Origin of the sequence: Streptomyces swartbergensis, from assembly GCF_002148965.1 — a bacterium.
Classification (GTDB): domain Bacteria; phylum Actinomycetota; class Actinomycetes; order Streptomycetales; family Streptomycetaceae; genus Streptomyces; species Streptomyces swartbergensis.
In genome coordinates this window covers 1-13,029 of the sequence record NZ_NGFN01000253.1, presented here as the reverse complement: position 1 = coordinate 13,029, position 13,029 = coordinate 1, and the positions used below count along the sequence as shown (strand labels likewise).

Sequence of the window (13,029 nt, the reverse complement as noted above, 5' to 3'; positions counted from 1 at the left end):
CCGCTGGGGGTGTGCGGGGGTCTCGGTGTGCTCCCGGACCTGGGCGCGCAGCCGGCGCACCTCCTGCTCCAGGGCGAGGTGGTGCCGGTGGGCGTCGTAGAGGTAGCGGACCTTGGTGCGCAGGGCCCAGGGGTCCACGGGTTTCATGACGAGGTCGGCGACGCCGAGGCCGAAGGCGGCGGTGGTCAGTTCCTGGTCGGGGCCGAAGCCGGTGAGCAGGATCACCGGGATGTGCTGGGTCTGTTCCACGCGCCGCATGTAGCGCACGACCTCCAGTCCGCTGACGCCGGGCATGCGCACGTCGAGCAGGAGCAGGCCGACCTGGCCGCGCAGCACCTGCTTGAGCGCCTCGTCACCGCTGGTGGCCCGGCCGAGCTGATAGCCCAGCGGGGCCAGGGCGCTTTCCAGCGCGTACAGCGTGTCCTCGTGATCGTCGACGATGAGGATCCTGGTATCCGACGGCATGGCCCGACGTCCCCTCCCTGTGGAGGAACCAGAGTAAGTCCGGGGCGCTGACGCGTAGTACTTGTCAGCTGACATGCTGTGCACAGCGCAGCATGCCCCGCGCGGGCCGCGGTGTCACTCCCCCGGGGAGCAGGCGGGGATTCGGCAGACGAACTCGACTTTCGGCAGACGGACTCGACTGAGGTTCCGATGAGTTTTCCGCCCCACAGGAGTCTCAACGGCAGCAGCTCACGCCCCAGCAGTACGGCCCCTATGGGAACGGGAGAGAAGGACATGTCAGCAACCCGAGGGCAGGCGGCCAAGGCCGACGCGCGTGTCGTCTCCGCCGACGGCACCGAGATCGCGTTCGAGCAGTCGGGCAGCGGGCCGGCTGTCGTCCTGGTGGCCTCGGCTCTGGCCGACCGCTCTGACACCGCCAGGCTTGCCGCCCTCCTCGCTGAGCACTTCACCGTGATCAACTACGACCGGCGCGGCCGGGGTGCCAGCGGTGACGCCGACGCTTACGCCGTCGAGCGCGAGATCGAGGACATCGCCGCCTTGATCGAGCACGTCGGCGGCTCCGCATCGCTGTTCGGCTCGTCCTCCGGGGCGGTCCTCGCCCTGCGTGCGGCCGCTGCCGGAGTGAACATCGACCGCCTGGCCCTGTACGAGCCGCCGTTCGTGGTCACCGACGGCGATGGCGGCCCGCCCAGGGACTTCGCGTGGCAGGTCATCGCGCTGCTTGCGCAGGGCCGCGACAGCGACGCGGTCAAGTACTTCATGACAAGGGTGCAGGGCATGCCATGCCCGGTATCGCCGTGTTCTTCATGAAGCTGATGCCGAAGGTGTGGGCGAACCTCACGAGATTGGCTCATACCCTGCCCTACGACATCGCGGTGATGGGCGACACCCAGCGGGGCAAGCCGCTCAACGCCGAGGAGTGGAAGGGCGCGAGCGTGCCCACCCGGGTACTGACCGGCGGCAAGAGCCCGGCCGCCTTCCAGCGCGCCGCCCGCGCCGTCTCCGAGATCCTGCCGCAGGCCGACCACCGCACCCTGCCCGGCCTCAACCACGGCGCGGTCGTCATGGCACCGAAGAAGATCGCCCCGCAGATCACCGAATTCCTCAACGGATGACCTGACTTGATCCTTGGCCTGGGCGGGTCAAAGATCGAGCCAGGTCAGTTACGGCCCGGCGCGGACCCGTTGAGCGTCTCGTCCGCGATGCGCTCGTGGTGCCGGATGACCTCGGCCACGATGAAGTTCAGGAACTTCTCCGCGAAGGCCGGGTCCAGCTTGGCGTCCTCGGCGAGCGCGCGCAGCCGGGCGATCTGACGGGCTTCGCGGGCCGGGTCGGCGGGCGGCAGCTGGTGCCGGGCCTTGAGGAGGCCGACCTGCTGGGTGCACTTGAAGCGCTCGGCAAGCATGTGGACGACGGCCGCGTCGATGTTGTCGATGCTGTCGCGCAGGCGGGCGAGTTCCTCACGGACGGCAGGGTCGACGTCACCGGTGCCGTTGTTGCTGGTGGTCATGGCAGATCAGCCTAAGGGGCGCACGCCCGGCGGCCGCGGGCCGTCTCACAACTCGGCGGTGCTCAGCCGCTTGTGGAAGTAGACGTCCTCGTGTCCGCCGGGCACGCCCTCGATGCGGGCCCGTTCCAGGAAGCCGAGCCGCGGGTAGAAGCCGGGCGCCTGGAAGCTGTACGTGGAGACGATCATGTCCGTGCAGCCGCGCCGGACGGCCTCTTCCTCCGCGGCGCGCATCAGCCGGCCGCCCCACCCGGCGTGCCGCTGGTCCGCGCGCACCCAGAGCATGTCCACGGAGCACAGGCTGCCCCAGGTCCAGGCGGTCAGCCCGCCGATCAGGTCGCCGGCCTCGTCGGCGACACGGACGGAGAGGGGCTCGGTGGGGGCGCCGTCGGCGGCCGCGGTGTTGAAGGCGGTCAGTTCCTCGTCGAGCCGCTTCTCGAGTTCGTCGTCCTGGCCGCCCACCCGGAGCGATGCGGCGACGGAGCGCTGTTCGCTGGTCACGGCCCGGATTCTGCCAGCGGCCCAGGGCGGCGACGACCGGTTTTCGCGGCGCCGGCGCGGCCCCGCGACCGCCACACTTTCGTACAGTGGAATCGGGTTCAGGCGTCTTGGGGGTGAGGCGTGGCGAACGACGGGCCGGTCGAACACGGGTACCCGCATCTGGAGACGGTGCGGGCCGCCATCACGGCCCTGTATAAGCGGCTGTCGTACGACACGATCCAGACGTTCGCCACCAGTGTGGTCCCCGCCGACGTGGCGTTCTGCGACACCGACGACCTGTATCTGGGGGCGCACCGGGTGGCGCACGAGCTGGTGCGGCACTACCGGCTGCCGGACGCCCGGCTGATCGTGAGCTTCCGGGAGATGCGGCACGCGGCGAACGTCGAGCTCGTGGCCGGGCCGGAGTACTTCGTGGAGCTGAACGACCGGTTCCGTACGCATCGGCGGGACATCGGGGCGGCCCTGGCGCACGAGGTGATGCACGTGTACCTGCACCGCCTCGACCTGTCCTTCCCGGGCGTGCGCGACAACGAGATCCTGACGGACACGGCGACGACGTATCTGGGCGCGGGCTGGCTGCTGCTGGACGCGTACCGGGAGGACCGGGCGTCGTCCCAGAAGCTGGGGTATCTCACGTCGGAGGAGTTCGGGTACGTGCTGGCCAAGCGGGCGCTGGTGTTCGGGGAGGACCCGTCGGTGTGGTTCACCAGTCCGCAGGCGTACACGGCGTATGTGAAGGGGATGCAGCTGGCCCGTCAGGATGAGCAGCAGCCGCCGTTGACCGCGGCGGGATGGGCGGGGCGGCGGCGGTACGCGCGCGATCGGCGACATGCGCCGTCCGGGCCGCCGCAGCCGGATGTGCGGTACTCGTTCACTCCCGACGGGGGCGGGCGGTTGCGGGTGTCGTTTCCCTGCCCGACCTGTCATCAGCGGATCAGGGTGCCGGTGCGGGGGCGGGTTCGGGCGCGGTGTGCGTTGTGCCGGAGTGTGTTGGAGTGCGATACGTAAGACGACTCCTGGGCTCCCTGGAACCTTCCTAGAACCCCTGAGCCCCGTACACCCTCCCGGGCTCGCCCGCCTCCGCCAGCAGTTTCCGCGCCGCCTCCCCCGCCTCCGCCGGAGCCCACCGCTCGCCCTTGTCCACGCCCGGGCCCGGGCGCCAGCCCTCCATCACCGTGATCCGGCCTCCCTCCGCCTCGAAGACCCGGCCCGTCACCCCGGCGCTCGCGGCCGAGCCGAGCCAGACGACCAGGGGGGAGACGTTCTCCGGGGCCATCGTGTCGAAGCCGGAGCCGGGTGCCGCCATGGTGTCGGCGAAGGTGCGCTCCGTCATGCGGGTCCGGGCGGCGGGGGCGATCGCGTTGACCTGGACGCCGTAGCGGCGCAGTTCGGCCGCCGCGACCAGGGTCAGGGCGACGATCCCGGCCTTGGCGGCGCTGTAGTTGCCCTGTCCGACCGAGCCCAGCAGGCCCGCGCCGCTGCTGGTGTTGACGATCCGCGCCTCGGGCGCGCGGCCCGCCTTGGCCTCCGACCGCCAGTGCGCGGCGGCGTGCCGCAGGGGCAGGAAGTGGCCCTTGAGGTGGACGCGTACGACGGCGTCGAAGTCGTCCTCATCGAGGTTGACCAGCATCCGGTCACGCAGGAAGCCCGCGTTGTTGACGAGCGTGTCGAGCCGGCCGTACTTCTCCAGGGCCGTCCGGACGAGGGAGGCGGCGCCCTCGGTCGTGGCGATGTCGCCGCCGTGCGGCACCGCCTCGCCGCCCGCCGCGCGGATCTCCTCGGCGACGCGGGCAGCGGGACCGTCGGGTTCGGGCGCACCGTCGAGGCCCACCCCGAAGTCGTTGACGACCACCAGCGCCCCTTCGGCCGCAAACGCCAGCGCGTGGGCGCGGCCGAGCCCGCGGCCCGCGCCCGTGACGACGACGACCCGCCCCTCACAGAGTTCGCTCATGTCGGCTCTCCTTGTCGGCAACAGGCGTGTGGCCGGCGTTCGCCGCGTCCAGGAACGCGGGGCGCTCCCCGCCCCCGTGCACGAGCAGGCTCGCCCCGCTGATGTAGGCGGCGGCGTCCGAGGCGAGGAAGACCGCGGCCCGGCCGACGTCGGACGGCTCGGCGAGGCGGCCGAGCGGGACGGTGCGGGCGACGGCGGCGACGCCGTCCTGGTCGCCGTAGTGGAGGTGGGACAGTTCGGTGCGGACCATGCCGACGACGAGGGTGTTGACGCGGATGTCGGGCGCCCACTCCACGGCCATCGAGCGGGCGAGGTTCTCCAGGCCGGCCTTGGCGGCGCCGTAGGCGGCGGTGCCCGGTGAGGGGCGGCCTCCGCTGACGCTGCCGATCATGACGATCGAGCCCCTGGCCCGCCGGAGGTGCTCGTACGCGGCGAGGGACACGGTCAGCGGAGCCACGAGGTTGAGCTCCACGACGCGCGCGTGCCGGTCGGCGCCGGCGTGGGTGAGCGGGCGGTGGGGGCTGCCGCCGGCGTTGTTGACGAGGACGTCCAGCCGGGGCAGCTCGCCGCACAGGCGCCGGACGGCCTCGGCGTCCCGGACGTCCAGCGGCACGAACTGCGTCCCGGGCAGCGGGACTTCCGGCGGGCGGCGGGCACAGACCACGACCTCGGCGCCCGCCCGTACGAAGGCACGCGCGATGCCGGCACCGAGGCCCCGGGTCCCGCCCGTGACGACGGCGACCTTCCCGTCCAGCTCCATTCACTGCTACCTTCCACCTAACAAACGTTAGGTGGAAAGGTAGCTGATGCGGCCATGGGTGTCTCCACCTCGTGCGTGGAAAAGGGCACAGCCGTCGTCACGGTCGGCTTCCCGCCGGTGAACGCCCTGCCGGTGGCCGGCTGGTTCGCCCTGGCCGAAGCGGTGCGCGCGGCCGGGCGCGACCCGGAGGTCCGGTGCGTGGTGCTGACGGCCGAGGGACGCGGGTTCAACGCGGGCGTGGACATCAAGGAGATACAGAAGGACGGGAACAGTGCGCTGATCGGCGCCAACCACGCCTGTGCGGAGGCCTTCGCCGCGGTGTACGACTGCGCGGTGCCGGTCGTGGCGGCGGTGCACGGTTTCTGCCTGGGCGGCGGTATCGGTCTGGTGGGCAACGCGGACGTGATCGTGGCGAGCGAGGACGCCGTCTTCGGGCTGCCCGAGCTGGACCGGGGCGCGCTGGGCGCGGCCACCCATCTGGCCCGGCTGGTCCCGCAGCATCTGATGCGCGCCCTGTACTACACCTCGCGCACGGCGACCGCGGCCGAGTTGCACGCGCACGGCTCGGTGTGGCAGGTCGTGCCGCGCGGGGAACTGCGAGCCGCCGCACTGACGCTGGCCCGCGAGATCGCCGCCAAGGACGGGCAGTTGCTGCGCCTGGCCAAGGCCGCCCTCAACGGCATCGACCCGGTCGACGTGCGCCGCAGCTACCGCTTCGAGCAGGGCTTCACCTTCGAGGCGGGCCTGAGCGGGGTGGCCGACCGGGTGCGCGCCGGCTTCGGGAAGGAGGGCGCGTAGGTGAGCGACAAGACGATGACGGCCGACGAGGCCGTGTCCCGCCTGTCCAGCGGCATGACCCTCGGCATCGGCGGCTGGGGTTCGCGCCGCAAGCCGATGGCCCTGGTGAGAGCATTGCTCAGGTCGGAGGTCACCGATCTCACGGTCGTCTCGTACGGCGGCCCGGACGTGGGCATGCTGGCCGCCGCCGGGCGGATCCGGAAACTGGTCACGGCGTTCGTCACCCTCGACTCGATCCCCCTGGAGCCGCACTACCGCGCGGCCCGCGAGCGGGGCGCCTTCGCACTGACGGAGATCGACGAGGCGATGTTCATGTGGGGCCTGCACGCGGCGGCGAACCGGCTGCCGTTCCTGCCGGTGCGGGCCGGCCTCGGCTCGGACGTGATGCGGGTCAACCCCGGTTTACGGACGGTCACGTCACCGTACGAGGACGGGGAGACGTTCGTGGCGATGCCCGCCCTGCGCCTCGACGCGGCCCTGGTGCACGTGAACCGCGCCGACAGGCTGGGCAACGGGCAGTACCTGGGTCCGGACCCCTACTTCGACGACCTGTTCTGCGAGGCGGCGGACACGGCGTACGTCAGCTGCGAGCGGATCGTCGACACGGCCGAGCTGACGAAGACGGCGGCGCCCCAGACCCTGCTGGTCAAGCGGCACACGGTGACCGGCGTCGTGGAGGCCCCGAACGGGGCGCACTTCACGTCCTGCGCGCCTGACTACGGCCGGGACGAGGCCTTCCAGAAGGCGTACGCGACGACACCCTGGCCGCAGTTCGCGGCCCGGTTCCTCGCCGGGGACGAGCAGGCGTACCGGTCGGCCGTCGGGGAGGGGACATGACGGGCGTCACCCGCGCCGAGTACTGCGTGATCGCCTGCGCCGAGGCCTGGCGGGGCGACGGCGAGGTGCTCGCGAGCCCCATGGGGCTGATCCCCTCCATCGGCGCCCGGCTCGCCCGGCTCACCTTCGCGCCGGACCTGCTGCTGACCGACGGCGAGGCGCTGCTGGTCCGCCCGGACGGGACGACGGAGGGCTGGCTGCCGTACCGGCAGCATCTGGCCCTGGTGACCGGCGGCCGGCGGCACGTGATGATGGGCGCGAGCCAGATCGACCGGTTCGGCAACCAGAACATCTCGTGCATCGGCGACTGGGAGCGGCCGCGGCGGCAGCTGCTCGGGGTGCGCGGCGCGCCGGTCAACACCCTGAACCATCCGACCAGTTACTGGATCCCGAGGCACTCCCGGCGGGTCTTCGTCGAGCGGGTCGACATGGTCTGCGGAGTCGGGTACGACCACGCGGCCGGCGCGCGTCACCACCGCATCCCGCGGGTCGTCTCCGACCTGGGTGTCTTCGACTTCACCACCGCCGACCACTCGATGCGCCCGGCCTCGCTGCACCCGGGTGTGACGGTGGAGCAGGTCAGGGAGGCGACGGGCTTCGAGCTCGCCGTCCCGGACGAGGTGCCGCCGACCCGCGAGCCGACCGCCGAGGAGCTCCGGCTGATCCGCGAGGTCCTCGACCCAGCCGGTACCCGTACCAGGGAGGTCGCCTCGTGATGGAGACGGCGCTGACCCGGCTGACCGGGGTCCGCCATCCGGTCGTGCAGACCGGGATGGGCTGGGTGGCGGGCCCGCGCCTGGTCTCCGCCACGGCGAACGCGGGCGCTCTCGGCATCCTGGCCTCGGCGACGATGACGCTCGACCGGTTGCGCGCGGCCGTCCGGGAGGTCCGGGCCCGTACCGACGCGCCGTTCGGTGTGAACCTGCGCGCCGACGCGGCGGACGCCGGTGACCGGGTGCGGATCCTGATCGAGGAGGGCGTCCGGGTCGCCTCCTTCGCCCTGGCCCCGTCCCGGGAGCTGATCGGCGAGCTCAAGGACGCCGGTGTGGTCGTCATGCCGACCGTGGGGGCGCGGCGGCACGCCGAGAAGGTCGCCGGCTGGGGCGCGGACGCGGTGCTGGTGCAGGGCACGGAGGGCGGCGGGCACACCGGCGAGGTGGCCACGACGGTGCTGCTGCCGCAAGTCGTCGACGCCGTGGACATACCGGTCGTGGCGGCGGGCGGGTTCTTCGACGGGCGGGGGCTGGTCGCGGCGCTGGCCTACGGGGCTGCGGGCGTGGCGATGGGCACGCGGTTCCTGCTCACCTCGGACTCGACCGTGCCGGAGGCGGTGAAGGCGCGGTACCTGGCGGCGACGGTGCGGGATGTGACGGTCACCAGGGCGGTGGACGGGCTTCCGCATCGCATGCTGCGGACGGAACTGGTCGAGGCGCTGGAGCGGTCCGGCCGGGTGAGGGGTGCCCTCCAGGCGGTCCGCAGGGCGGCGGGCTATCGGAAGCTGTCCGGCACGAGCTGGCGCCGGATGCTCCAAGACGGCTTCGCCCTCAGGCACGGCAAGGATCTGACCTGGAGCCAGGTCCTGCTCGCCGCGAACACGCCGATGCTGCTCAAGGCGTCCATGGTGGACGGCCGTACGGACCTGGGCGTGATGGCGTCCGGGCAGGTCGCCGGGGTGATCGACGACCTGCCGTCGTGCGCGGAGCTGGTGGAGCGGATCATGAAGGAGGCCGAGGACACCCGTCGGCGTCTCACAGCCTCTCGATGATCGTCACATTGGCCTGTCCGCCGCCCTCGCACATGGTCTGCAGGCCGAACCGGCCGCCGGTGCGCTCCAGTTCGTGCAGCAGGGTCGTCATCAGCTTCACGCCGGTCGCGCCGAGCGGATGGCCCAGGGCGATGGCACCGCCGTTGACGTTGACCTTCTCCGGGTCCGCGCCCGTCTCCTTCAGCCAGGCCAGGACGACCGGGGCGAAGGCCTCGTTGATCTCGACGAGGTCGATGTCGCCGATGGTCATGCCGGTCTTCTTCAGGGCGTGGGCGGTGGCCGGGATGGGGGCGGTGAGCATGCGGATCGGGTCCTCGCCGCGCACCGAGAGATGGTGCACCCGCGCGCGGGGGGTGAGCCCGTGTTCGCGCACCGCCCGCTCGGAGGCCAGCAGCATCGCCGCCGCCCCGTCGGAGACCTGCGAGGAACAGGCGGCGGTGATCGTGCCGCCGTCGATGACCGGCTTGAGGCCTGCCATCTTCTCCAGGGAGGTGTCCCGGCGCGGGCCCTCGTCGGCCGTGACCTCCCCGTACGGCACGGTCTCGCGGTCGAAGCGGCCCTCGTCGATCGCCCGCACCGCCCGCTGATGGGACCGCAGGGCGAACTCCTCCTGCTCCTGCCTGCTGATCCCCCACTTCGCGGCGATCATCTCGGCGCCCGCGAACTGGTTGACGGGCTTGTCCCCGTACCGCGCCCGCCAGCCCGCGCTGCCCGCGAACGGGCCCTGGGTCAGCCCGAGCGGCTCGGCGGCCTGCCGGGTGGCGAAGGCGATGGGGATCATCGACATGTTCTGCACACCGCCGGCGACCACCAGGTCCTGGGTGCCGGACAGCACGGCCTGCGCGGCGAAGTGCACGGCCTGCTGCGAGGAGCCGCACTGCCGGTCGACGGTCACGCCCGGCACCTCCTCGGGCAGCCCGGCCGCCAGCCAGCAGGTCCGCGCGATGTCCCCGGCCTGCGGCCCCACCGCGTCCAGACAGCCGAGGACGACGTCCTCCACCGCGGCCGGATCCACGCCGGAGCGGCTCATCAGCTCCTTCAGCACATGCGCGCCGAGGTCGGCCGGATGGACCGCGCTCAGTCCTCCCCCGCGCCGCCCGACGGGCGTGCGGACCGCTTCGACGATGTAGGCCTCGGCCATGGCAACTCCCTCAGATCAAAAGGGGCTATTCGCGTACGGCGATCCCGTCCAGCACCATCGACAGGTACTGCCGGGCGATCTCGTCCGGGCTGTGCTGCCCGCCCGGCCGGTACCAGGACGCGGCCACCCACACCGTGTCGCGCACGAACCGGTAGGTGAGCCGGACGTCGAGGTCGGCCCGGAAGGCCCGCTCGGCGACGCCGCGCTCCAGCGTGGACAGCCACGCCTTCTCGAACCTGCGCTGCGACTCGGCGAGGAACGCGAACCGCTCCTGCGCCACGAGCTGCTTGCTCTCCTTCTGGTAGATCGCGACGGCCGCGCGATGCCGGTCGATCTCCCGGAACGACTCGGTGACCAGGGCCTGAAGCGTCTCGCGCGGGCCGAGTCCCGCGCCCAGCACGGCGTCGTAGCCGTCCCAGAGCTCGTCGAGGAAGGTGCGCAGGATCTCCTCCAGCATCGACTCCTTGGAGTCGAAGTGGTAGTAGAGGCTGCCCGCGAGCATCCCCGCGTGGTCCGCGATCTTGCGGACGGTGGTGGCGTTGTAGCCCTGCTCGGCGAAGACCTCGGCGGCGGTGCCGAGGAGTTCGGCGCGGCGGTCGCGGGCGGCGGCGGCCGCGGCGGGCTCTGTGGCGGTCACCTGGGGCTTCTTCTTCGTAGGAGGCACGGGTCCATTGTCGTCCTAGGGATGCCGGCTGCTGACGGAGACCACTTCCCCCGTCATGTACGAGGAGTAGCCGGAGGCCAGGAACACGATCACGTTGGCCACCTCCCAGGGCTCGGCGTGCCGCCCGTAGGCCTCGCGTGAGGTCAGCTCGGCGAGCAGCTCGGGCGTGGTCACCTTCACCAGATGCGGGTGCATGGCGAGGCTGGGCGCCACGGCGTTGACCCGCACCCCGTACCCGGCCGCCTCGACCGCCGCGCACCGGGTCAGCGCCATCACGCCGGCCTTCGCGGCGGCGTAGTGGGCCTGCCCGGCCTGGGCGCGCCAGCCGACGACGGAGGCGTTGTTGACGATCACCCCGCCGCTGCCCCGCATGTGACGGAGCGCGGCCCGCACACACCGGAACGTGCCGTTCAGCGTCACGTCCAGGACGCGGGACCACTGTTCGTCGGTCATGTCGACGAGGTCCGCGGTGCCGCCGAGACCGGCGTTGTTGACCACGACGTCGAGGCGCCCGTGCTCCCGGACGGCCGTGTCGAAGAGGGCGCGCACCTGTGTCTCGTCGGTGACGTCGCAGGGCGCCGCGGCGACCGACGCCGCGCCGAACTCGCCGGCCAGCTCCGCCTCGTGCTCCTTGAGCCGCCGTACGTGCGCGTCGCTGATCAGGACGCGCGCACCCTCCTCCAGGAAGCGGCGCGCGGTGGCCCCGCCGATCCCCGCGCCGGCCGCGGCGGTGATGACGGCGGTCCGCCCCTCCAGCACGCCGTGCCCGGGCACGTACGAGGGACTCTCGACGTCTGTCATGGGCTCACGCTAACCTACCAAACACTTGTTAGGGAAGGAGGGCGGTCGTGGATCTCGCGTTCTCGCCGGCGGACGAGGAGTTCCGCACCGAGGTGCGTCAGTGGCTGCACGCGCGTGTGCCGCGCGAGCCCCTGCCCTCCCTGGAGACGGCGGAGGGCTTCGAAGCCCACCGCGCCTGGGAGGCGGAGCTGGCCGCGGACCGCTGGTCGGTGGTCGACTGGCCGGCGGAGTACGGCGGGCGGGACGCGGGGCTCCTGCGGTGGCTGCTCTTCGAGGAGGAGTACTGGGCGGCGGGCGCCCCGGGACGCGTCGGGCAGAACGGCATCCATCTGCTCGCCCCCACCCTCTTCGCCCACGGCACCCAGGAGCAGCGGGCCCGGGTGCTGCCCCCGATGGCCTGCGGTGAGGTGATCTGGGCGCAGGCCTGGTCGGAGCCCGAGGCCGGGTCGGACCTGGCGTCCCTGCGGGCGAGGGCCGTGCGCACGGACGGCGGCTGGCTCCTGAGCGGCCAGAAGACGTGGTCCTCGCGTGCCGCGTTCGCCGACCGCGCGTTCGGCCTGTTCCGCAGCGATCCGGACACCGCGAAGCCCCACCAGGGCCTGACATACCTCATGTTCGGCCTGCGCGCCCCCGGCGTCACGGTCCGCTCGATCGCCCGCCTCGACGGCAAGCCGGCGTTCGCGGAGCTGTTCCTGGACGAGGTCTTCGTGCCCGACGAGGACGTGATCGGCGAACCCGGCCAGGGCTGGCGGATCGCGATGGCGACGGCCGGTAACGAACGCGGGCTGATGCTCCGCTCCCCAGGCCGTTTCCTCGCGGCCGCGCGGCGGCTGGAGGGGCTGTGGCGGGAGCGGGGCAGCCCGGTGTCCGAGCGGGACCGGGTGGCCGACGCCCTGATCGGCGCCCGCGCCTACCAGCTCTTCACGTACGCGGCGGCCTCCCGCTTCCTGGACGGCGAGGCCGTCGGCCCGGAGTCGAGCCTGAACAAGGTCTTCTGGTCCGAACTGGACATCGCGCTGCACGAGACGGCCCTCGACCTCCTCGGCCCGGAGGGCGAGGCGGCGGACACCGACTGGGCGCAGCGGTACGTCTTCGCGCTCGCCGGCCCGATCTACGCGGGCACGAACGAGATCCAGCGCGACATCATCGCCGAGCGCCTGCTCGGCCTGCCGAAGGGACGCCGCTGATGCCGGGGGCTCCGCCGGGGCCGAGGACCGCGCTGACGCCGAGGGCGCCAGGGAAGCCGCGCGTCTCACCACAGCGGCCGGCCCGGCCGACACCGAAGGGGCACCTCTGATGCGCTTCCTCCTCGACGCCGAGCAGCGGGCCTTCGCCGCCTCACTGGACGCCCTGCTGACGGCGTCGGACACTCCGGCGGTGATCCGGGACTGGAGCCGGGGCGAGCATGCGAGCGGGCGGGCCCTGTGGTCCCGTCTCGCGGAGGCGGGCGTGTTCGCGCTGGCGGTTCCGGAGACGTACGAAGGCGGACTGGGGCCGCGTCCGGTCGAACTGGCCGTCGCCTTCGTGGAGCTGGGCCGCCACGCGGTGCCGGGCCCGCTGGTCGAGACGGTGGCGGCGGCGGTGATCCTCACGGGGGCCGACCCGGGCATCGCCAAGCGGCTGCTGCCGGTGCTGGCGTCGGGCGGGACGATGGCGACGGTGGGGCCGGACGGGCCGACGCCGAAGCAGCCGGCGGACAGGAGCCGTGAACCGGACCTGCCCTCGCCCCCGCAGGGCCCCTACGCCCTGGACGGCGACGCGGCCACCCTCCGGCTCTCGTGGGAGCCCGACGGCATCCGCCTCTCCCCCGGTCACGGCCCCGTCCGCCCCTCCCTCGAC

Annotated in this window: 15 protein-coding genes and 1 pseudogene; 8 read left to right on the top strand and 8 right to left on the bottom strand. The window is 72.4% G+C overall.

The genetic code is table 11. The annotated features are described in order from the left end of the window. The coding region (locus CA983_RS30980) for a response regulator (RefSeq protein WP_086604128.1) at positions 1-465 on the bottom strand (465 nt) is incomplete at its 3' end. Positions 466-738: 273 nt separating this feature from the next. On the opposite strand from CA983_RS30980, the pseudogene CA983_RS30975 reads away from it, so the two are divergent. Beyond that, positions 739-1,580: pseudogene (locus CA983_RS30975) on the top strand (alpha/beta fold hydrolase). A gap of 44 nt (positions 1,581-1,624) precedes the next feature. Here the strand turns inward: CA983_RS30975 and CA983_RS30970 are convergent. Together CA983_RS30970 and CA983_RS30965 are read right to left on the bottom strand one after the other, a co-directional pair. Then, positions 1,625-1,975 (bottom strand): chorismate mutase, encoded by a 351-nt coding sequence (locus tag CA983_RS30970; protein ID WP_086604127.1) that lies wholly within the window; start codon positions 1,973-1,975, stop codon positions 1,625-1,627. Between the two features lie 45 nt (positions 1,976-2,020). Beyond that, positions 2,021-2,473 carry a GNAT family N-acetyltransferase gene (locus tag CA983_RS30965; RefSeq protein WP_244207173.1) on the bottom strand — a complete coding sequence of 151 codons (453 nt, stop codon included), beginning with the start codon at positions 2,471-2,473 and terminating at the stop codon, positions 2,021-2,023. Between the two features lie 120 nt (positions 2,474-2,593). On the opposite strand from CA983_RS30965, the gene CA983_RS30960 reads away from it, so the two are divergent. Continuing rightward, entirely contained in the window at positions 2,594-3,481 is an 888-nt protein-coding gene (locus tag CA983_RS30960; RefSeq protein ID WP_086604126.1) for a hypothetical protein, read from the top strand. Positions 3,482-3,509: 28 nt separating this feature from the next. Here CA983_RS30960 and CA983_RS30955 read toward each other — a convergent pair whose 3' ends face one another. Both CA983_RS30955 and CA983_RS30950 read right to left on the bottom strand, forming a co-directional pair. Beyond that, positions 3,510-4,424 (bottom strand): SDR family oxidoreductase, encoded by a 915-nt coding sequence (locus CA983_RS30955; RefSeq protein ID WP_086604125.1) that lies wholly within the window; start codon positions 4,422-4,424, stop codon positions 3,510-3,512. After that, complete coding sequence (locus CA983_RS30950) at positions 4,408-5,184, bottom strand: SDR family oxidoreductase (protein ID WP_086604124.1); 777 nt, start codon at positions 5,182-5,184, stop codon at positions 4,408-4,410. Before CA983_RS30950 ends, CA983_RS30955 begins: the two co-directional genes overlap by 17 nt. A 54-nt stretch (positions 5,185-5,238) precedes the next feature. On the opposite strand from CA983_RS30950, the gene CA983_RS30945 reads away from it, so the two are divergent. The 4 genes from CA983_RS30945 to CA983_RS30930 are packed head-to-tail and all read left to right on the top strand — an operon-like array spanning position 5,239 to position 8,584. Continuing rightward, on the top strand, positions 5,239-5,982 hold the full coding sequence (locus tag CA983_RS30945) for an enoyl-CoA hydratase family protein (protein WP_086604123.1): 744 nt from the start codon (positions 5,239-5,241) through the stop codon (positions 5,980-5,982). Further along, entirely contained in the window at positions 5,983-6,819 is an 837-nt protein-coding gene (locus CA983_RS30940) for a CoA transferase subunit A (protein WP_086604122.1), read from the top strand. Continuing rightward, complete coding sequence (locus CA983_RS30935; RefSeq protein ID WP_086604121.1) at positions 6,816-7,535, top strand: CoA-transferase subunit beta; 720 nt, start codon at positions 6,816-6,818, stop codon at positions 7,533-7,535. The genes CA983_RS30940 and CA983_RS30935 overlap by 4 nt, the downstream gene beginning before the upstream one ends. Continuing rightward, on the top strand, positions 7,535-8,584 hold the full coding sequence (locus CA983_RS30930; RefSeq protein WP_086604120.1) for an NAD(P)H-dependent flavin oxidoreductase: 1,050 nt from the start codon (positions 7,535-7,537) through the stop codon (positions 8,582-8,584). Before CA983_RS30935 ends, CA983_RS30930 begins: the two co-directional genes overlap by 1 nt. On the opposite strand, the gene CA983_RS30925 is transcribed toward CA983_RS30930, so the two are convergent. From CA983_RS30925 to CA983_RS30915, 3 genes are read right to left on the bottom strand one after another with little or no spacing between them, the layout of a single operon-like run. Then, positions 8,568-9,725 carry an acetyl-CoA C-acetyltransferase gene (locus CA983_RS30925; protein ID WP_086604119.1) on the bottom strand — a complete coding sequence of 386 codons (1,158 nt, stop codon included), beginning with the start codon at positions 9,723-9,725 and terminating at the stop codon, positions 8,568-8,570. The genes CA983_RS30930 and CA983_RS30925 overlap by 17 nt on opposite strands. Before the next feature lie 25 nt (positions 9,726-9,750). Beyond that, positions 9,751-10,362 carry a TetR/AcrR family transcriptional regulator gene (locus tag CA983_RS30920; RefSeq protein WP_244207172.1) on the bottom strand — a complete coding sequence of 204 codons (612 nt, stop codon included), beginning with the start codon at positions 10,360-10,362 and terminating at the stop codon, positions 9,751-9,753. Positions 10,363-10,404: 42 nt separating this feature from the next. Further along, the gene (locus tag CA983_RS30915) at positions 10,405-11,190 is read right to left on the bottom strand and encodes an SDR family oxidoreductase (RefSeq protein ID WP_086604117.1); all 786 of its coding nucleotides are present in this window, start codon (positions 11,188-11,190) and stop codon (positions 10,405-10,407) included. Positions 11,191-11,237: 47 nt separating this feature from the next. Here CA983_RS30915 and CA983_RS30910 point away from each other — a divergent pair, with 47 nt between their 5' ends. Continuing rightward, a complete protein-coding gene (locus tag CA983_RS30910) occupies positions 11,238-12,377 on the top strand; it encodes an acyl-CoA dehydrogenase family protein (protein WP_086604116.1) in 1,140 nt (379 codons plus the stop codon). Positions 12,378-12,486: 109 nt separating this feature from the next. Continuing rightward, the coding region (locus tag CA983_RS30905; protein ID WP_143645589.1) for an acyl-CoA dehydrogenase family protein at positions 12,487-13,029 on the top strand (543 nt) is incomplete at its 3' end.

What these genes read in the sequence shown, in the direction of transcription:
- CA983_RS30955 (WP_086604125.1), bottom strand. Translation starts at nt 4,424, where the DNA reads ATGAGCGAACTCTGTGAGGGGCGGGTCGTCGTCGTCACGGGCGCGGGC.
- CA983_RS30915 (WP_086604117.1), bottom strand. Translation starts at nt 11,190, where the DNA reads ATGACAGACGTCGAGAGTCCCTCGTACGTGCCCGGGCACGGCGTGCTG.
- CA983_RS30970 (WP_086604127.1), bottom strand. Translation starts at nt 1,975, where the DNA reads ATGACCACCAGCAACAACGGCACCGGTGACGTCGACCCTGCCGTCCGT.
- CA983_RS30925 (WP_086604119.1), bottom strand. Translation starts at nt 9,725, where the DNA reads ATGGCCGAGGCCTACATCGTCGAAGCGGTCCGCACGCCCGTCGGGCGG.
- CA983_RS30950 (WP_086604124.1), bottom strand. Translation starts at nt 5,184, where the DNA reads ATGGAGCTGGACGGGAAGGTCGCCGTCGTCACGGGCGGGACCCGGGGC.
- CA983_RS30935 (WP_086604121.1), top strand. Translation starts at nt 6,816, where the DNA reads ATGACGGGCGTCACCCGCGCCGAGTACTGCGTGATCGCCTGCGCCGAG.
- CA983_RS30945 (WP_086604123.1), top strand. Translation starts at nt 5,239, where the DNA reads ATGGGTGTCTCCACCTCGTGCGTGGAAAAGGGCACAGCCGTCGTCACG.
- CA983_RS30930 (WP_086604120.1), top strand. Translation starts at nt 7,535, where the DNA reads ATGGAGACGGCGCTGACCCGGCTGACCGGGGTCCGCCATCCGGTCGTG.